The sequence below is a fragment of the Lelliottia sp. WB101 genome, assembly GCF_003051885.1.
Taxonomy (GTDB): Bacteria; Pseudomonadota; Gammaproteobacteria; order Enterobacterales; family Enterobacteriaceae; genus Enterobacter; species Enterobacter nimipressuralis.
On record NZ_CP028520.1, the window covers coordinates 469,859 to 487,562 of the forward strand.

Genomic DNA, 17,704 nt, shown 5'->3' on the forward strand with positions numbered 1-17,704 from the left:
TTTTGTAGACCCGGTAAGCGAAGCGCTACCGGGCACAAAAAATCACCCGCGCTGACGCACCGCTTCGAACAGGCAAATACCCGTTGCCACAGACACGTTCAGAGACGAGACGCTGCCCGCCATCGGAATGCTGATCAGCTCGTCGCAATGCTCGCGCGTCAGACGGCGCATCCCTTCCCCTTCAGCACCCATAACCAGCGCCATACGGCCGGTCATTTTGCTCTGATAAAGGGTATGGTCTGCTTCGCCAGCGGTGCCGACAATCCAGATATTCTCTTCCTGCAGCTGACGCATGGTGCGCGCCAGGTTGGTCACGCGGATCAACGGCACATTTTCCGCCGCGCCACAGGCGACTTTCTTCGCCGTAGCATTGAGTTGCGCAGAACGGTCGCGCGGTACAATCACCGCATGTACGCCTGCCGCATCTGCACTACGCAGGCATGCGCCGAGGTTGTGCGGATCGGTCACGCCGTCGAGGATCAGGAAGAACGGGTTATCGAGCTGGGCGATCAGATCCGGCAGATCGTTTTCCTGATACTGACGGCCCGGTTTCGCACGCGCGATAATGCCCTGGTGAACGGCACCCTCGCTTTTTTCGTCGAGGAACTGGCGGCTCGCCAGCTGAATCACCACGCCCTGGGCTTCCAGCGCATGGATCAGCGGCAGCAGACGTTTATCCTCGCGGCCTTTCAGAATATACACTTCCTGAAAACGCTCCGGAGCGCGCTCCAGCAGGGCCTGCACCGCATGGATGCCGTAAATCATTTCACTCATTGATGGTTCTCATTAATTGCTTTTGCCGGGCAATTCTACGCTTGCCCGGCCGACAAAGGGTGAGGGAGTGTTACTCCGCCACTTTTTTCTTCGCAGCACGCTTCGCTTTGGTCGCGGCCGCTATTTTCTGGGTCTTGGCGGACGGTTTTTTCGCGCCTTTCTCTTTCTTCGCTTTTGGTGGTTTTGGCGCTGCTTTGCCTTTATCACCACGGAACGCGGCATCCGGCTCGAAGTTCACCTTTTTGCCCGCCTGACGACGTCTGCCGCCGGTTTTACCGTTTGACCCTTTTTTCGCTTTTTCGCGCTCGGTTTTACCGACGTTACGCGGAGCACGTTCGCTTGAGATCAGACTGAAATCAATCTTACGTTCGTCCATGTTAACGGCTTCCACCTTCACTTCCACGCGATCGCCCAGACGGTAAGTCTGGCCGCCGGATTCACCCGTCAGGCGTTGACCAACCTGATCGTAGCGGTAGTAATCGTTATCGAGCGAGGAGACGTGGACCAGGCCGTCGATAAACAGCTCGTCGAGACGCACAAAGAAGCCAAAGCCGGTGACGCTGGCAATGACGCCTTTAAAGACATTGCCCACCTGATCCAGCATGAAGTCACACTTCAGCCAGTCCGCCACATCACGTGTTGCTTCGTCGGCGCGACGTTCGGCCATGGAACAGTGCTGACCAAGCTGGAGCATCTCTTCCATGGAATAGTGGTAGCCGCCCGTTTCGGTGGTGTTGCCCTTATGCCCCTGCTCTTGCGCCAGCAGATATTTAATGGCGCGGTGCAGTGACAGATCCGGGTAACGACGAATCGGCGAGGTAAAGTGCGCATAAGACTGCAGCGCCAGGCCGAAGTGACCACGGTTTTCCGGATCGTAAATCGCCTGTTTCATGGAGCGTAGCAGCATGGTTTGCAGCATTTCCGCATCCGGGCGATCGCTGATGGACTCCAGCAGCTCGGCGTAATCGCGCGGCTCTGGTTTACTGCCACCCGGCAGTTCCAGGCCCAGCTCCGCCAGCACCGAACGGAACGCGGTAATCGCTTCAGTGGTCGGTTTATCGTGAATACGGAACAGCGCAGGCTCTTTGGCTTTCTCAACGAAACGCGCCGCCGAGATGTTTGCCAGGATCATGCACTCTTCAATGAGTTTGTGGGCATCGTTACGCTGCGTCTGCTCGATACGTTCGATACGACGCTCAGCGTTGAAGATGAACTTCGCCTCTTCGCTCTCAAAGGAGATCCCGCCGCGCTCTTCGCGCGCCTGGTCCAGCACTTTGTAGAGGTTGTGCAGTTCTTCGATATGTTTGACCAGCGGCGCATATTGCTCGCGCAGCTCCTGGTCGCCCTGCAGCATGTGCCAGACTTTGGTGTATGTCAGGCGCGCGTGCGAGCTCATCACCGCTTCATAGAATTTATAGCCGGTTAAGCGCCCTTTGGTGGAGATGGTCATTTCACAGACCATACACAGACGATCAACCTGCGGGTTCAGGGAGCACAGCCCGTTGGAGAGCACTTCCGGCAGCATTGGCACAACCTGCGACGGGAAGTACACGGATGTACCACGGCTGCGGGCTTCGCTGTCCAGCGGGGTGTTGGGGCGGACGTAATAGCTGACGTCAGCAATCGCCACCCACAAACGCCAGCCGCCGCCGCGTTTTTTCTCGCAGAAGACGGCGTCATCGAAGTCGCGGGCGTCTTCGCCATCAATGGTTACCAGCGGCAGATCGCGCAGATCCACGCGGCCGATTTTGGCCTCTTCCGGGACCTGCTCTTTCAGATCTTTGACCTGGTTTTCAACCGCAGCCGGCCAGACGTAAGGGATTTCATGCGTACGCAGCGCCATATCTACGGCCATGCTGGTGCCCATGTTATCGCCCAGCACTTCCACGATCTTACCAATCGCTTTGGTGCGGCGCGTTGGACGCTGGGTGAGTTCGACCACCACCACAAAGCCCATGCGTGCGCCCATCACCTCTTCCGGCGGGATCAGGATGTCGAAGCTCAGACGGCTATCGTCTGGCACCACAAAGCCCACGCCTGCATCGGTGAAGTAACGCCCGACGATCTGGCTGGTTTTGGGTACCAGCACGCGAACGACGCGCGCTTCGCGGCGGCCCTTGCGGTCAGCCCCTAACGGCTGCGCCAGAATCTGATCGCCGTGGATGCACATTTTCATCTGTTCAGAGGACAGATACAGGTCGTCTTTGCGGCCTTCGACGCGCAGGAAGCCGAAACCATCGCGATGGCCGATGACGGTGCCTTTGAGCAGGTCGAGACGTTCCGGCAGCGCGTAGCACTGGCGACGCGTAAAGACCAGCTGGCCATCACGCTCCATGGCGCGCAGTCGGCGACGAAGGGCTTCAATTTGCTCTTCGCCTTCTATGTTTAATTCAACGGCAAGTTCTTCACGATTGGCGGGCTTTTCGCGTTTTGTTAAGTGTTCGATGATGAACTCGCGGCTTGGGATAGGATTCGCGTACTTTTCTGCTTCGCGTTCCTGGAAAGGATCATGTGACATGTCGGTTCCTCCGTTGTCAGCTCCGGTGGAAATTTTCTTCATTCCACCAGCAATAATTTATATAGCGGTTGATTCTCTTCAACCAAATCGGCCAGCGTGTAGTTATCCAGTTCCTTGAGAAAACTTTGCACAGCCGTAGAAAGCGCCTTTTTCAGGCGGCAAGCGGGGGTGATGTGGCAGAAGTCGCTGCTGCAGTTCACCAGAGTTAATGGCTCCAGTTCACGTACCACATCTCCAACACGAATACTCTGCGCAGGTTTTCCGAGACGAATCCCCCCGTTTTTCCCGCGGACGGCAGTTACGTATCCCGCACGGCTAAGTTGATTGATTATTTTGACCATATGATTACGGGACACGCCGTACACCTCTGTCACCTCAGAGATACTGGTCATCTGTCCTTGTGGCAACGACGCCATGTAAATCAGCGCACGTAAGCCGTAATCGGTGAAACTCGTTAACTGCACATCAACCTCAGGAAAAGGGAAAAACGCGGTCTAACCGCAGAGATATTCACTATTGATGATAAACCAGCCAGATACTTAGCGGCTAATTTATTTGACTGAAAGGGGGAAAGAGGAACTAAAAAGCCGGATACGCGTTGCTTATCCGGCTTAAGAAGCGTTTTGTAGGCCTGGCAAGCGTAGCGCCGCCAGGCAGAACGAGGTTTATGCGTCGAACGGATCGCGCAGAATCATCGTTTCGGTACGGTCAGGGCCGGTAGAGATAATATCGATCGGCACTTCGGTCAGTTCTTCAATACGCTTGATGTAGTCCAGCGCGGCTTTCGGCAGACCGCTACGCTCTTTCACACCAAAGGTGGTTTCGGACCAGCCTGGCATGGTTTCGTAAATCGGCTCGATGCCTTCCCAGTCGTCAGCGGCCAGCGGAGTGGTGGTCACTTCGCGGCCATCCGGCATACGGTAGCCCACGCAGATTTTAACTTCTTTCAGGCCGTCCAGCACATCCAGCTTGGTCAGGCAGAAGCCAGACAGGGAGTTGATCTGCACTGCACGACGCACTGCAACCGCATCCAGCCAGCCGGTACGACGACGACGACCGGTGGTCGCGCCAAACTCGTTACCTTGCTTGCACAGGAACTCGCCGATGTCATCAAACAGCTCAGTCGGGAACGGACCTGCACCCACGCGAGTGGAGTAAGCTTTGATGATACCCAGCACGTAATCCACATAACGTGGACCCAGACCGGAGCCGGTCGCCACGCCACCTGCGGTGGTGTTAGAGGAGGTCACGTACGGATAGGTACCGTGGTCGATATCCAGCAGCGTACCCTGCGCGCCTTCGAACATGACGAAATCGCCACGTTTGCGCGCCTGGTCCAGCAGGTTAGACACATCCACAACCATACCGGTCAGGATGTCAGCAACCGCCATGACATCATCCAGTACTTTCTGGTAGTCAACGGCGTCTACTTTGTAGAAGTTCACCAGCTGGAAGTTGTGATATTCCATCACTTCTTTCAGTTTTTCAGCGAAGGTGGCTTTGTCGAACAGGTCGCCAACGCGCAGACCGCGACGAGCAACTTTATCTTCGTAAGCAGGGCCGATACCACGGCCGGTGGTGCCGATAGCTTTCGCGCCACGTGCTTTTTCGCGCGCCACGTCCAGTGCGACGTGATAGTCGAGGATCAGCGGGCAGGCTTCGGAGAGCAGCAGACGCTCACGAACCGGGATACCACGGTCTTCCAGGCCTTTCATCTCTTTCATCAGCGCAGCAGGAGACAGCACAACACCGTTACCGATGATGCTGGTCACATTTTCACGAAGAATGCCTGATGGAATAAGATGGAGGACGGTTTTTTCACCGTTGATTACGAGAGTATGGCCTGCGTTGTGACCACCCTGATAGCGTACAACATATTTAGCACGTTCAGTCAGAAGATCGACAATCTTCCCTTTACCTTCGTCACCCCATTGGGTGCCCAGTACGACAACGTTGTTACCCATTTTTCAAAATCACCGATTGCTTAAAAATGGATTCTACCACCGCTTTTTCAGAGTTACAGCACTTTTTGCCCTCAATATAATGCAAATCAGACCACTTTTTGATCAGCCAATCGTTTTCCTCAACATGTAGTAGATCACCACTCCTGCAACCACAAGACCCCCGCCAAAACGACGTAAAATATTATCCGGCAGTTGGGTCATGGTGGCGATCATTCGACGCCAGGCGCGCGGATAAAGCATCGGGCCAAGGCCTTCGAGCACCAAAACCAGAGCAAGCGCCAGCAAGATGGTGGAATTCATTTTAGCTCCTGATAAAAGAAAACCACCGCTCCGTTGAGAGCGGTGGTTTGATAACTCAAACGAGAATGAGTTTATCGCGTGGCGTTGCCTGGCGTCTTCATATAACGGAAGAAATCGCTGTCAGGGCTGAGCACCATCACATCCTGGTTGCTCTGGAAGCTGTTTTCATACGCACGCAGGCTACGGATAAAGGCATAGAAATCCGGATCCTGGCTGAATGCATCGGCAAACAGTTTCGCGGCTTCCGCATCGCCTTCACCGCGCATAATGCGGCCCTGACGTTCGGATTCTGCCAGCGTTTTCGTCACTTCATAGTCCGCTGTCGCGCGCAGTTTCTCAGCCTCTTCCTGACCCTGTGAACGGTGGCGACGGGCAACCGCTTCACGCTCAGCGCGCATACGGTTGTAAATCGCTTCGGACACTTCCGCAGGCAGGTTGATCTGTTTGATACGCACATCGACCACTTCGATACCTAACGCCGCCATACTGTTCGGGTTGATCACCGGCACTTTGCCGTTGGTTTCAGCCTGAACACGCTCAGCCGCTTTAGCAATCGCATCGTCCGCTGCTGGCGTCGCAACTTCGTCTTCCGTGCCCGCAGTACCGGAGTTCAGCGCATCACGCACTTCCAGGGTCAGACGACCACGGGAGTCGGTCACGATGTCTTTCACATCCAGACGACCAATTTCAGAACGCAGACGGTCAGAGAACTTACGTTTCAGCAGCACTTCGGCCTGAGAGACGTCACCGCCGCCGGTTGCCAGGTAGTAACGGCTGAAGTCGCTGATACGCCATTTGATGTAAGAATCGACGATCAGGTCTTTTTTCTCTTTGGTGACAAAACGATCGGCCTGGTTATCCATCGTCTGGATACGAGCGTCGAGCATTTTCACTGATTCAATCATCGGGAGCTTGAAGTGCAGACCCGGTTCAAAGACCAGTGGTTTGTTTTCATCGTCACGAAGGACTTTACCGAAGCGCATGGTAATCCCGCGCTCACCCTCTTTCACCACAAAGATGGAGGTATAAAGTACGACCAGCGCGATGATGATAATCGCAATAACTGACTTACGCATCGTTATTCCCCCTGACGCTGGCTGTCGTTACGCTGTGCGTTGGCACGGCGTTGGTCCATGATGTCACCATCGCTTGAAGAAGACGTGGTATTGGCGCTGGAATTGCTGCTGGATGCCGGAGGCAGACGCAGCAGATTGTTTGCTCCGCTGTTATCCTGCTTTGCCGCAGGCGCATTACCGCCTTTCAGCATCTGGTCCAGCGGTAGCACCATCAGGTTGCCACCTTTGTTGTCGTTCACCAGTACTTTACGGGTGTGGCTCAACACTTTCTCCATGGTCTCGATATACAGACGCTCACGGGTAATTTCCGGGGCAGCTTTATATTCCGGCAGGAGCTTCGCGAAGCGAGCCACTTCACCCTGGGCTTCCAGGATGGTCTGAGTCTTATACGCACGCGCCTCTTCGAGGATACGCTGCGCCTGACCGTTAGCACGAGGCTGAACTTCGTTGGTGTAAGCTTCAGCTTCACGGATGTATTGCTGTTCGTTTTCACGCGCGGCAATTGCATCATCGAAGGCGGCCTTGACCTCTTCCGGCGGACGAGCGGCCTGGAAGTTGACGTCCAGCAGGGTGATACCCATGTTGTACGGACGGATGGTCTCTTCCAGCTCGCGCTGGGTATCGCTACGAATAACGGTACGGCCTTCGGTCAGGATACGGTCCATGGTGTATTTACCGATCACGCCACGCAGGGCGCTGTCGGTAGCCTGACGCAGACTGTCGTCGGCGCTGGTCACACTGAACAGATAGTGCTGCGGATCGGTGACGCGGTACTGCACGTTCATCTCAACGCGCACCACGTTCTCGTCAGAGGTCAGCATCACGCCAGACGCCGCCAGTTCGCGTACCGATTCCACGTTTACCGCAGTCACGTTATCCACGAACGTTGGCTTCCAGTTCAGACCCGGCTCAACCAGATGGCTAAACTTACCGAAACGAGTGACCACACCGCGCTCAGCTTCTTTAATGGTGTAGAACCCGCTGGCAGCCCAAATGATGACCACGGCAGCAGCAACAATGCTCACTACGCGGCCACCCATGTGCGGGCGCGGACCCTGAGTGGAATTTCCACCCGAGCCAGAACCTTTACCTGTACCGAAACCACCAAGCTTTTTGCTCAGCTTGCGAAAGATATCGTCCAGATCAGGAGGCCCCTGCTCGCGACCACCTTTGTTGCCATTTCCCCCAGAGTTGCCGCCTTGATTATTGCTGCTTCCCCACGGGTCGCGGTCTTGTCCGTTATTACCGGGCTGATTCCACGCCATGTATATGCTCCATATTTGTTATGCAAGGGCGAATTTTCAGGCTCGTGCACCTTTATCTGGTCAGACGACGTAGTCCACCAGCGTAGGTTCTTGTTTACAGAGGCGACGCCAGTCAACGATCGGCATACGCACCTGCATCCCCACGCTGCCGTCATCCTCCATCCACTCTTTTTCTATCGCCTGAAGCTGATAAAACCGGCTGCGCAGCCTGCCTTCCTGTGGCGGCAGACGCAGCGTGTGCTGAGCCACCTCACCAGAAAGACGTTCTGTCAAAGCCTGGAAAAGTAGTGGCACACCGACACCGGTCTGAGCGGAAAGCCAGACCCGAATCGGTTTGTTCTCTTCATCTCGGTCGATACGCGGCTCGAAATCGTCCAGCATATCGATTTTGTTCATCACCAGAAGCGTTGGGATCTCGTGCGCGTCGATCTCTTCGAGCACGGTATTCACCGCGTCGATGTTTTCCTGCACGCGAACATCCGCAGCGTCGATGATATGCAGCAGCAGCGTCGCCTGACGCGTCTCCTGCAGTGTGGCTTTAAACGCGGCCACCAGATCGTGTGGCAAATGACGAATAAACCCTACGGTATCCGCCAGCACTGTTTCACCCACATCCGCAACGTCAATGCGACGCAGCGTCGGGTCAAGGGTCGCAAACAACTGGTCTGCGGCATAAACCTTGGCCTCAGTGATCTGGTTAAACAGGGTGGATTTACCGGCGTTGGTATACCCCACCAGCGACACCGTTGGGATGTCAGCTTTGGTTCGCGAACGACGTCCTTGCTCACGCTGTTTTTCAACTCTTGCCAGACGTGAGAGGATCTGGGTAATACGGCCGCGCAGCAGTCGACGGTCGGTTTCGAGCTGGGTTTCACCCGGACCGCGTAAACCAATCCCGCCTTTTTGCCTTTCAAGGTGGGTCCAGCCGCGCACAAGACGCGTGGCCAGATGACGCAATTGCGCCAGCTCAACCTGCAATTTCCCCTCGTGGGTACGTGCACGTTGAGCAAAAATGTCTAAAATCAGTCCGGTACGGTCGATAACACGACATTCGCACAGGGCTTCCAGGTTACGCTCTTGAGCCGGAGATAGCGCATGGTCAAACAGCACGACGGACGCGCCGGTTGCTTTTACGGCTTCCGCAATTTCGACTGCTTTACCTTCACCAACAAAAAACTTTGGGTGCGGCGCTTTACGGCTACCGGTAATCACCTGTAATGCTTCGACACCGGCGGAAGAGACCAGAGCTTCAAACTCCTGGAGATCTTCCATATCTTTGTCTTGCGTAAAATAGATGTGTACCAGTACCGCATGCTCGCCGGCATCATAACGGTCAAACAAGCGTATTATCCTCAAAATAAATCAGCGGGGAACGCAGAAACCTGGCTCCCCGTGTGGAAAAACAGCCCGTTACCTTATTCGGTTTCTTCGCTGTCCTGCGCAGGAGCAGAAGAGCCCTGTGCGTTGCTGCCATGATGGTAGTTACTACCGGTGCCGCCGCCAGCGTTGTTGCTGTGATGAGATACTGGACGAGACGGAACAACAGTAGAGATAGCGTGCTTATAAACCATCTGGCTGACCGTGTTTTTCAACAGGATCACGAACTGATCGAAAGACTCAATCTGACCTTGCAGCTTAATACCATTCACCAAATAAATAGAAACTGGAACACGTTCACGACGCAATGCGTTCAGAAACGGATCTTGTAAAGATTGCCCCTTAGCCATTCTATCTTTTCCTTATATGCTTGTTATGTACTTAGAACCTTGCGATTCTGAAAAATTGCGCACGATACGACTTAATTGTACACATTCAGTCTGCGATAGCACCCACAACCTGTAAAACTTCATTGTACGCCTGGTCTGGCTTCTCACTGTCTAACCAGTGGATACCGTCCCAACCGCGCAACCAGGTTATCTGGCGTTTCGCTAACTGTCTGGTGGCGCAAACACCTCGATAAACCATTTCATCGTATGAGATCTCGCCTTCAATGTATGACCACATCTGGCGGTATCCGACACAACGAATGGAAGGCATGTCCGTATGCAAATCTCCGCGAGCAAATAGCGCCCGCACTTCTGCTTCAAAACCTGAAGCTAACATCTGATGAAAACGCTGCTCAATTCGTTGATGGAGCAGTTCACGGCTCGCCGGGGCGATGGCGAACTGATGCACCTGATACGGCAGAGCCTCTCCTGACGTTTGCGTCAGTTCCGTTAAAGTTTTACCCGAAATGAAAAAAACTTCCAGTGCCCGGGAAAGCCTTTGCGGATCATTTGGATGAATCCGTGCTGCGGCAACCGGGTCAATTTCCTCCAGCTGCTTGTGCAACGCGCCCCATCCCTGCTCTGCCGCCTGCTGCTCAATTCTGGCTCTCACTTCAGGGTCTGCGGATGGCAAGGGTGATAACCCTTCCAGTAGCGCCTTGAAGTAGAGCATGGTCCCGCCAACTAACAACGGTATCCGGCCCGCTGCGGTAATCTCGGCCATTTGCGCCAGCGCATCGCGGCGGAAATCCGCTGCGGAGTACGCCTGCGACGGGTCGAGAATATCCAGCAGTCGGTGCGGTGCCGCGCGCAGTTCTTCTGCGTCTGGCTTCGCCGTGCCGATATCCATCCCTTGATAAATAAGGGCGGAATCGACGCTAATCAACTCTACTGGCAAAACTTTACGTAGCTCAATGGCTAACGCGGTTTTACCCGAGGCCGTTGGGCCCATTAAAAAAATCGCCTTTGGCAGGCTCGCCTTACTCACATCACTCATTTTTCAGGGCATTCATCGCCGAATCTAAATCAACACGTTGTAATAAACCACCCGGCGGTGTTTTGACCAAATGAGGGCAAAGACGTTCAACTTCGGCCAATACGGTAATGGCTTGCGCCATATTCCACGAATGATGGTCGCTCGCTAAATGACGGGCGATCCACTGCGCGGTATTGGTGGCATCAAAGGTCGTTTGCTGCGCCAGGTAGCCTATCAGTTCAGGAATCAAGTTTTGTAAATTTTGTTGGCGTAAGGGTAAAGGCACCGCGCGAATCGTCACATGATGTGCCTCTAACACAAATTCGATGCCCATTTCCGCCAACAGCGCTTTCGCACGGTTTAAAAGGCCGGCTTCGTCCGCTGAAATTTTGAGCCGAACCGGAATCAGCAGCGGCTGGGCACAGGCCGCATTTGCCCCCGGCGTCAGCTGCGCCTGCTTCAGCCAGCGTTCCGCAACCGGTAACGCCAGCAGAGCCAGTTTCCCGTCACGCTCCATCAGCGCCATATCCGGCGCAATGATGGTTAACACTCGACCAAAACTTTGGCTGTGGCCTTCCAGCGCGGGGCCGCTGGCACCACGGGCTCTTTGCGCTCTACGGCCGGAGTATCCAGTAATTTGTTATAAAGCGCACCCTGCTGCTTTTGATAACCCGGCGCATGAGGGTAATTCGCCCCGCTCGGGCGCGGTGCCGGGCTGGTCGGGGAATAGCGCGGTGTTTCGGGTTCACGGGCAACGGCGGGTTCTGCAAACTGGTTACGGCCAGCCGCCACGCGGTTTTCCGGGATCGGGCGCGGCGCGACGCTCTCTTCTTCCAGCGGCAATACCGGTTCCGCCTGCTGCTGTAAAACGCTCAGCACACCCTGATAGATAAAATCATGGACCAGACGCGACTGATGGAAACGCACTTCATGCTTGGCAGGATGCACGTTGACATCCACCTGATGCGGATCGATTTCAAGATAGAGAACAAACGCAGGCTGCTGATCCGCGCCGAGTTTATCTTCGCAGGCCTGGCGGATCGCATGGTTGATCAGACGATCGCGCATCATGCGACCGTTGACGTAACAGTACTGGATTTCCGCCAGCGCCGCGTTCATGGATTTTGGATCGGCCACCCAGCCGCGCATCGCGAGATCGCCGTGCTGCCATTCAATTGCCAGCGCCTGTTCCAGGAAGCCGGTCCCGCAAATCGCCCCTAAGCGGCGCTCTTTCTGCCCGCCTTCCGCAACGGCGCGATATTGGCGCATCACTTTGCCGTTGTGGCTCAGGTTGATCGTCACGTCAAAACGCGCCAGCGCGATGCGGCGAATAATTTCGTCGATGTGGCCAAATTCGGTTTTTTCGGTGCGCATAAACTTGCGCCGCGCCGGGGTGTTGTAGAACAGGTCCAGCACTTCCAGCGTGGTGCCCACCGGATGCGCGGCGGGTTTGACGGTCACGTCCATGTCGCGCCCTTCCGCGTACGCCTGCCAGGCTTCCTGCTGTTCGGCGGTACGGGAGGTGAGCGTCAGACGCGAAACGGAGCTGATACTGGCCAGCGCTTCGCCGCGAAAACCGAGGCTGATAATGGCTTCCAGATCGTCGAGAGAGGCAATTTTACTGGTGGCGTGACGCGCCAGCGCCAGCGCCAGCTCGTCTTTTTTGATCCCACAGCCGTTGTCGCGAATGCGGATAAGTTTGGCACCACCGCGTTCGATATCAATATCGATGCGGGTGGCTCCCGCATCGAGACTGTTTTCAACCAGCTCTTTCACGACCGATGCAGGACGCTCCACCACCTCGCCGGCGGCGATTTGGTTCGCAAGCTGCGGCGGCAGAACCTGAATCGGCATGATTTCTCCTTAGTTGGTCGCGCTCATGTCGCCAGGCAGGGCGGCGCTGGCGGTTTGACCCGCGCCCCCTTGTGGCGCTGACTGGAGCGGATGCGCGGCAAAATAGTTGCGCAGACCGTTATAAATCGCATCGGCAATTTGCTGCTGATAGCTGTCGCTGCCCAGCAGGCGCTCTTCGCCGTTATTGGTGATAAAGCCGGTTTCGACCAGAATCGACGGGATATCCGGTGAGCGTAACACCCCTAAACTCGCATGCTCAGGACGGCGTTTGTGGATCGCACCGACGCGCTGAAGCTGGCTAATCACGTTCGTCGCCACATCATACCCGACGCGCTGAGAATGGCCGAATTGTAAATCCAGTACCGCCTGGCTGAGGTATGGGTCGGACTGGCTGTTCGCCAGCACGTCACCTGCGCCGCCGAGCAGTTCAGACTGTTTCTCATGCTCCTCGAGCCAGTTCGCCATTTCGCTGTTCGCACGACGATTTGACAGCACCCACACCGACGCACCGGTCGCGCTGCGATTCGGCGCGGCATCCGCGTGAATCGACACCAGGAAGTTGGCGTTTTGCTTACGCGCCACGTCGGAACGCCCCATCACGGAGATAAAGTAGTCGCCGTCGCGGGTCATGACGCCTTTAAACATCGGATCGTCATTCAGCAACGCCCGCAGCTTACGCGCAATCGAAATCGTGACGTTTTTCTCCTGCGTACCGCCCGGCCCAATCGCGCCTGGGTCCTGACCGCCGTGACCGGCATCAATGGCAATGATCACTCTCTCATCGGACGACACCGCACGGGCGCGCGCCGCGGGACGCGTCACGGTATTGCTGCTGGTGACGCTGGTAAGACGATCGTTTTGCGCTTTGAATGGATTCCGCGCCGGTTCAGAAGGACGCGGCGCGACCACCGGCTGCTCTACACGTTGTGCCACGACGGGCGCTGGCGGCGGAGGAGGCGGCGGCGGAACATCGGCATTAATGGTAAAGACCACGGTGTAGTTAGCACCATTTTGTTGCTTCACCGCACGGGTTTTGCCGTTTTGCGTCAGATCCACCACCAGTCTCAGGGACTGAGGATCTTTTGCATTGCCGGAGCGAATACTTTTCACCAGATTATTGCCGCTAAACTGCAGCGGTAGCCCCTGGATCACGCCGGTCTGTTTGATATCCAGCGCAACGCTACGTTTATCGACCTGGGTAAAGGCGTAATCGGGATCGCCCATAAAACTGAAGGTGATACGCGCCTGCGCATCACCGTTGGACACCTGAATGTCCGATAAGCTCGCCGCACCGGCCTGCGCGCACAGCAGCACCGTGGCGGCCAACAACCAACCTTTAACGCGATTAATCATCCCGTTATCCCTTCATTCAGCTGGCTAAGCGAGCCAGCAAGGAACAGCCTGATGAGGAAACTGCACTGATGCGTGCCTCACGCCCTTGCGCCTGGTAATCTAAGTGAATTTCGACATCCGGGTCAGGCAACACACCCGCACCTTGTTGCGGCCACTCCACCAGGCAAATGGCATCGTTGGCGAAATAGTCACGGATACCCATAAATTCCAGCTCCTCTGGGTCCGCAAGACGGTAAAGATCAAAGTGATATACCATCAGATTGTCGAGCGTGTAGGGTTCGACCAGGGTATAGGTCGGGCTTTTCACATTCCCTTTGTGGCCTAGCGCCTGTAAAAAACCCCGGCTGAAGGTGGTTTTACCCGCGCCCAAATCACCGTACAGATAGATGACGGTGGCACCGTCACAGGCCAGTGCCAGGCGCTTGCCGAGATCCAAGGTTGCCTGCTCGTCGGGTAAAGCAATCACACGATTAGTCATTTTCTACGTCAATCACATCCGGGTTAACAACACGCCGCAGCGTGTCAAAAATATCGGTGGCCAGCATGCCGCGCGTTCCATACTGCGCCGCCACTCTATCAGCGGCGGCACCGTGCGCCACGCAGCCTGCAATAGCTGCATCATAAGGGGTAAGTTTCTGTCCAAGCAACGCGCTGATAATGCCGGAGAGCACATCGCCCATTCCGCCACTTGCCATTCCCGCATTGCCCGCGTCGATAATGCCCAACGCGCCAGATTCACAGGCCACTATCGTGCCTGCCCCTTTCAGAACCGCAACACCCCCATAACGTTTTACCAGACGCTGCGCAGAAAGTAAGCGATCGCTTTCAATTTCTGCGACGCTGCAGTTAAGCAGCCGCGCGGCTTCGCCGGGGTGTGGCGTCAGGATGCGATTGTGACGTTTATCAGGATTGATTGCCAGAAGGTTCAGCGCGTCGGCATCCCACAGCATCGGTTTACGGCAATTCTCGACTTTCTGTAGCGCTTTTTTGCCCCACTCCTGTTGACCCAGCCCCGGACCTATCGCCACCACGTCTGCCCAGGCCAGGCTCTCTTCAAGAGAGTGCGGCGTGAGTTCGCTGACCATCAGTTCAGGGCGAGCGGTAATTAACGGCGGGATGTTTTCGATGCGAGTGAGCACTCGCACCAGACCCGCGCCCGCCCGCAGAGCGGCCTCTCCGGTCATACGAATCGCCCCTGCCGTGCCGTGATCGCCACCGATGATCACCAGTTTCCCGTGATCGCCTTTGTGGGACGTCGGACGGCGCGGCGGCAGCCACTGCGCAAGTTGGGAAGCATCAAAACGAGAAAGCGACGTCTCCTGGCCCGCAAGCCAGCTATCCAGGCCGAGCGCATGATGGTGAAGCGTCCCCACCACATCGCGTGCTTTGCCGGTCAACAATCCAGGTTTAAGGGCGATAAAGGTCACGGTAGCCATGGCGTGAATCACCGCGCCGGGCGTCGCGCCCGTTTGCGCCAGCAGGCCCGAAGGAATATCCAGGGCGATTATGGGAGCAGGATGGGTGTTGGCATGTTCAATCAGTGTCGCAACGTTGTCGCGCGGAGCCTGGCTCAGCCCTGTGCCGAGTAAACCATCAATAATCAGATCGATACCCTCTGGCCAGACGATATCCGCAGCATGGATCACGCCACCGGCGTTTAGCCAGGCGTCCCGGGCTTCGCTCGCTTCTTCTGGCAACGGTTTGTCGCTCTCCAGTGCCAGCAGGGTTACATTCAGGCCAGCGGCGGCGGCCAGTCGGGCCACCACGTAGCCATCGCCGCCGTTATTGCCATGTCCGCAGAGTATCAACCAATGAGTGGCGTGCGGATAGGTTTCACGCGCAACGCGAAACGCCGCTTCGCCCGCGCGGAGCATCAGCTCATACAGGGTAATGCCCAGGCTATCTGCCGCCTCTTTTTCAGCGCGTCGCAGGTCATCCGCAGGCCAAATGGAATGTGGTATACTTGCGGGGATTTTCTTCACCGTATGGTCCGTCATGTCACAGCCCCTCGATCTCAATCAATTAGCGCAAAACATTAAACAATGGGGCGCTGAGCTTGGCTTTCAGAAAGTCGGTATCACCGATACTGATCTTTCCGCGAGCGAGCCAAAACTGCAGGCCTGGCTGGACAAACAATACCACGGCGAAATGGAGTGGATGGCGCGTCACGGGATGATGCGCGCCCGGCCCCACGAGCTTTTACCGGGTACCCTGCGCGTCATTAGCGTTCGCATGAACTACCTCCCCGCTAACGCGGCGTTTGCCCGCACGTTGAAAGATCCCTCCCTGGGTTACGTCAGCCGATATGCGCTTGGGCGTGATTATCATAAGCTTCTGCGTAACCGCTTAAAAAAACTCGGGGAAACTATCCAGCAGCACTGCGGCTCGCTGAATTTTAGACCTTTTGTCGACTCTGCGCCTATTCTTGAGCGCCCTATCGCTGAAAAAGCCGGGCTTGGCTGGACAGGTAAGCACTCACTTATCCTCAGCCGCGACGCAGGCTCATTCTTCTTTCTCGGTGAATTGCTAATAGATTTGCCGCTGCCGGTCGACGGCCCGGTCGAAGAAGGGTGTGGTCGCTGTGTGGCGTGTATGACCATCTGCCCGACGGGAGCGATTGTCGAGCCTTACACCGTGGATGCACGCCGCTGCATCTCGTATCTCACCATCGAACTGGAAGGGGCGATCCCCGAAGAGTTCCGCCCGCTGATTGGCAATCGAATTTATGGCTGTGACGACTGTCAGCTCATCTGCCCCTGGAATCGCTACTCGCAGCTCACGGATGAAGACGATTTTAGTCCGCGCAAAGCGTTACATGCGCCGAAACTGACGGAGCTGTTTGCCTGGGACGAACCGTATTTCCTCAGGATCACCGAAGGTTCGGCGATTCGCCGTATCGGGCATCTGCGCTGGCTGAGAAATATTGCCGTTGCGCTGGGAAATGCTCCCTGGGACGAGGCCAATATTCAGGCCCTTGAAAAGCGCAGAGGTGAGCACCCACTTCTCGACGAACACTTAGAATGGGCGATTGCGCAGCAAATTGAGAAGCGAAACGCCTGTGTAGTCGAGGTGCAATTACCTCAGAAAAAACGTCTGGTGAGAGTGATCGAAAAGGGGCTTGTGCGCGACGCCTGAACTATTCACAGCCTGTGAATAAAATCATGAAGTCAGCAACCATCGGGCTTTGCAGAGAGGTCAAGAGATCTCAATAACATTTTGAAATGATATTTTTAGCTTTATATTCAATTGGTTATGAATATACCGTTCACCCTGCGAAGGTTTTTGGTCTTTTAGCAAAATAGTGGGATCTGTGGATAACTCTGTTCACAAGAGTTTGTCAGAAACAAAAGAAAGCGTCCCCAACGAAGCACTTCGCTGTGGATAAACTGGGTATGAAGAAGAATTTGGAGCGGGAAACGAGACTCGAACTCGCGACCCCGACCTTGGCAAGGTCGTGCTCTACCAACTGAGCTATTCCCGCTTGGGTGGTGCGTGTCTTGCGACACTTTTCAAATTTTGGAGCGGGAAACGAGACTCGAACTCGCGACCCCGACCTTGGCAAGGTCGTGCTCTACCAACTGAGCTATTCCCGCTTGGGTGGTGCGTACATCTTGCGATACTATTCAAATTTGGAGCGGGAAACGAGACTCGAACTCGCGACCCCGACCTTGGCAAGGTCGTGCTCTACCAACTGAGCTATTCCCGCAAAAATTTGTTGCTGTCGTAACGTGTAATTCTCTGTCGTTACGGGAGGCGCATTATACGAGAAATCCTTTTAGCTGCAACCCCCCTGAAAGCGATTTTTTTGAAATCCTGTTCAAGTGCCTAATTAATCGGCAAGCTGCACAATTTAACGGC

At 55.5% G+C, this 17,704-nt stretch carries 14 protein-coding genes, 3 tRNA genes and 1 pseudogene; 1 reads left to right on the forward strand and 17 read right to left on the reverse strand.

The genetic code is table 11. The features are described 5' to 3' along the window. Positions 1–42 precede the first annotated feature (42 nt). The 14 genes and pseudogenes from rlmB to nnr form a co-directional block, all read right to left on the reverse strand. Positions 43–774 carry a 23S rRNA (guanosine(2251)-2'-O)-methyltransferase RlmB gene (gene rlmB / locus DAI21_RS02170; protein ID WP_095280487.1) on the reverse strand — a complete coding sequence of 244 codons (732 nt, stop codon included), beginning with the start codon at positions 772–774 and terminating at the stop codon, positions 43–45. A gap of 70 nt (positions 775–844) precedes the next feature. Continuing rightward, positions 845–3,292 carry a ribonuclease R gene (gene rnr / locus DAI21_RS02175; protein ID WP_100777891.1) on the reverse strand — a complete coding sequence of 816 codons (2,448 nt, stop codon included), beginning with the start codon at positions 3,290–3,292 and terminating at the stop codon, positions 845–847. Positions 3,293–3,330: 38 nt separating this feature from the next. Then, positions 3,331–3,756, reverse strand: a complete 426-nt coding sequence (nsrR, locus tag DAI21_RS02180) for a nitric oxide-sensing transcriptional repressor NsrR (RefSeq protein ID WP_100777892.1) — start codon at positions 3,754–3,756, stop codon at positions 3,331–3,333. A gap of 201 nt (positions 3,757–3,957) precedes the next feature. Then, positions 3,958–5,256, reverse strand: a complete 1,299-nt coding sequence (locus DAI21_RS02185) for an adenylosuccinate synthase (protein WP_107702398.1) — start codon at positions 5,254–5,256, stop codon at positions 3,958–3,960. Between the two features lie 102 nt (positions 5,257–5,358). Then, positions 5,359–5,556 carry a DUF2065 domain-containing protein gene (locus tag DAI21_RS02190; RefSeq protein ID WP_095280484.1) on the reverse strand — a complete coding sequence of 66 codons (198 nt, stop codon included), beginning with the start codon at positions 5,554–5,556 and terminating at the stop codon, positions 5,359–5,361. Between the two features lie 71 nt (positions 5,557–5,627). Then, a complete protein-coding gene (gene hflC, locus DAI21_RS02195; RefSeq protein ID WP_100777894.1) occupies positions 5,628–6,632 on the reverse strand; it encodes a protease modulator HflC in 1,005 nt (334 codons plus the stop codon). Positions 6,633–6,634: 2 nt separating this feature from the next. After that, positions 6,635–7,897 carry an FtsH protease activity modulator HflK gene (hflK, locus tag DAI21_RS02200; RefSeq protein WP_100777895.1) on the reverse strand — a complete coding sequence of 421 codons (1,263 nt, stop codon included), beginning with the start codon at positions 7,895–7,897 and terminating at the stop codon, positions 6,635–6,637. A 60-nt stretch (positions 7,898–7,957) separates the two neighbouring features. Next, positions 7,958–9,238 (reverse strand): ribosome rescue GTPase HflX, encoded by a 1,281-nt coding sequence (hflX, locus tag DAI21_RS02205; RefSeq protein WP_100777896.1) that lies wholly within the window; start codon positions 9,236–9,238, stop codon positions 7,958–7,960. A gap of 74 nt (positions 9,239–9,312) precedes the next feature. Continuing rightward, positions 9,313–9,624, reverse strand: a complete 312-nt coding sequence (hfq, locus tag DAI21_RS02210) for an RNA chaperone Hfq (RefSeq protein ID WP_006810391.1) — start codon at positions 9,622–9,624, stop codon at positions 9,313–9,315. 85 nt (positions 9,625–9,709) lie between these two features. Next, positions 9,710–10,660: a tRNA (adenosine(37)-N6)-dimethylallyltransferase MiaA gene (miaA, locus tag DAI21_RS02215; protein ID WP_100777897.1), complete on the reverse strand. Its 951-nt coding sequence runs from the start codon at positions 10,658–10,660 to the stop codon at positions 9,710–9,712. Then, positions 10,653–12,493, reverse strand: a pseudogene (mutL, locus tag DAI21_RS02220) (DNA mismatch repair endonuclease MutL). Before mutL ends, miaA begins: the two are co-directional and overlap by 8 nt. Before the next feature lie 9 nt (positions 12,494–12,502). Beyond that, complete coding sequence (amiB, locus tag DAI21_RS02225; RefSeq protein WP_100777898.1) at positions 12,503–13,846, reverse strand: N-acetylmuramoyl-L-alanine amidase AmiB; 1,344 nt, start codon at positions 13,844–13,846, stop codon at positions 12,503–12,505. A gap of 16 nt (positions 13,847–13,862) precedes the next feature. Next, positions 13,863–14,324: a tRNA (adenosine(37)-N6)-threonylcarbamoyltransferase complex ATPase subunit type 1 TsaE gene (gene tsaE / locus DAI21_RS02230; protein WP_100777899.1), complete on the reverse strand. Its 462-nt coding sequence runs from the start codon at positions 14,322–14,324 to the stop codon at positions 13,863–13,865. Further along, positions 14,317–15,843, reverse strand: a complete 1,527-nt coding sequence (gene nnr, locus DAI21_RS02235; protein WP_107702399.1) for a bifunctional ADP-dependent NAD(P)H-hydrate dehydratase/NAD(P)H-hydrate epimerase — start codon at positions 15,841–15,843, stop codon at positions 14,317–14,319. The genes tsaE and nnr overlap by 8 nt, the downstream gene beginning before the upstream one ends. Here nnr and queG point away from each other — a divergent pair. Continuing rightward, positions 15,842–16,981 (forward strand): tRNA epoxyqueuosine(34) reductase QueG, encoded by a 1,140-nt coding sequence (gene queG / locus DAI21_RS02240; protein ID WP_107702400.1) that lies wholly within the window; start codon positions 15,842–15,844, stop codon positions 16,979–16,981. The genes nnr and queG overlap by 2 nt on opposite strands. 270 nt (positions 16,982–17,251) lie before the next feature. On the opposite strand, the gene DAI21_RS02245 is transcribed toward queG, so the two are convergent. From DAI21_RS02245 to DAI21_RS02255, 3 genes are all read right to left on the reverse strand, one after another. Next, a tRNA-Gly gene (locus tag DAI21_RS02245) sits at positions 17,252–17,327 on the reverse strand. Positions 17,328–17,363: 36 nt separating this feature from the next. Continuing rightward, positions 17,364–17,439 (reverse strand) — tRNA-Gly (locus DAI21_RS02250). Positions 17,440–17,476: 37 nt separating this feature from the next. After that, positions 17,477–17,552 (reverse strand) — tRNA-Gly (locus DAI21_RS02255). Positions 17,553–17,704 lie beyond the last annotated feature (152 nt).

What these genes read in the sequence shown, in the direction of transcription:
- rlmB (WP_095280487.1), bottom strand. Translation starts at nt 774, where the DNA reads ATGAGTGAAATGATTTACGGCATCCATGCGGTGCAGGCCCTGCTGGAG.
- rnr (WP_100777891.1), bottom strand. Translation starts at nt 3,292, where the DNA reads ATGTCACATGATCCTTTCCAGGAACGCGAAGCAGAAAAGTACGCGAAT.
- DAI21_RS02185 (WP_107702398.1), bottom strand. Translation starts at nt 5,256, where the DNA reads ATGGGTAACAACGTTGTCGTACTGGGCACCCAATGGGGTGACGAAGGT.
- DAI21_RS02190 (WP_095280484.1), bottom strand. Translation starts at nt 5,556, where the DNA reads ATGAATTCCACCATCTTGCTGGCGCTTGCTCTGGTTTTGGTGCTCGAA.
- hflC (WP_100777894.1), bottom strand. Translation starts at nt 6,632, where the DNA reads ATGCGTAAGTCAGTTATTGCGATTATCATCATCGCGCTGGTCGTACTT.
- hflK (WP_100777895.1), bottom strand. Translation starts at nt 7,897, where the DNA reads ATGGCGTGGAATCAGCCCGGTAATAACGGACAAGACCGCGACCCGTGG.
- hfq (WP_006810391.1), bottom strand. Translation starts at nt 9,624, where the DNA reads ATGGCTAAGGGGCAATCTTTACAAGATCCGTTTCTGAACGCATTGCGT.
- miaA (WP_100777897.1), bottom strand. Translation starts at nt 10,660, where the DNA reads ATGAGTGATGTGAGTAAGGCGAGCCTGCCAAAGGCGATTTTTTTAATG.
- amiB (WP_100777898.1), bottom strand. Translation starts at nt 13,846, where the DNA reads ATGATTAATCGCGTTAAAGGTTGGTTGTTGGCCGCCACGGTGCTGCTG.
- tsaE (WP_100777899.1), bottom strand. Translation starts at nt 14,324, where the DNA reads ATGACTAATCGTGTGATTGCTTTACCCGACGAGCAGGCAACCTTGGAT.
- queG (WP_107702400.1), top strand. Translation starts at nt 15,842, where the DNA reads ATGTCACAGCCCCTCGATCTCAATCAATTAGCGCAAAACATTAAACAA.
- nnr (WP_107702399.1), bottom strand. Translation starts at nt 15,843, where the DNA reads ATGACGGACCATACGGTGAAGAAAATCCCCGCAAGTATACCACATTCC.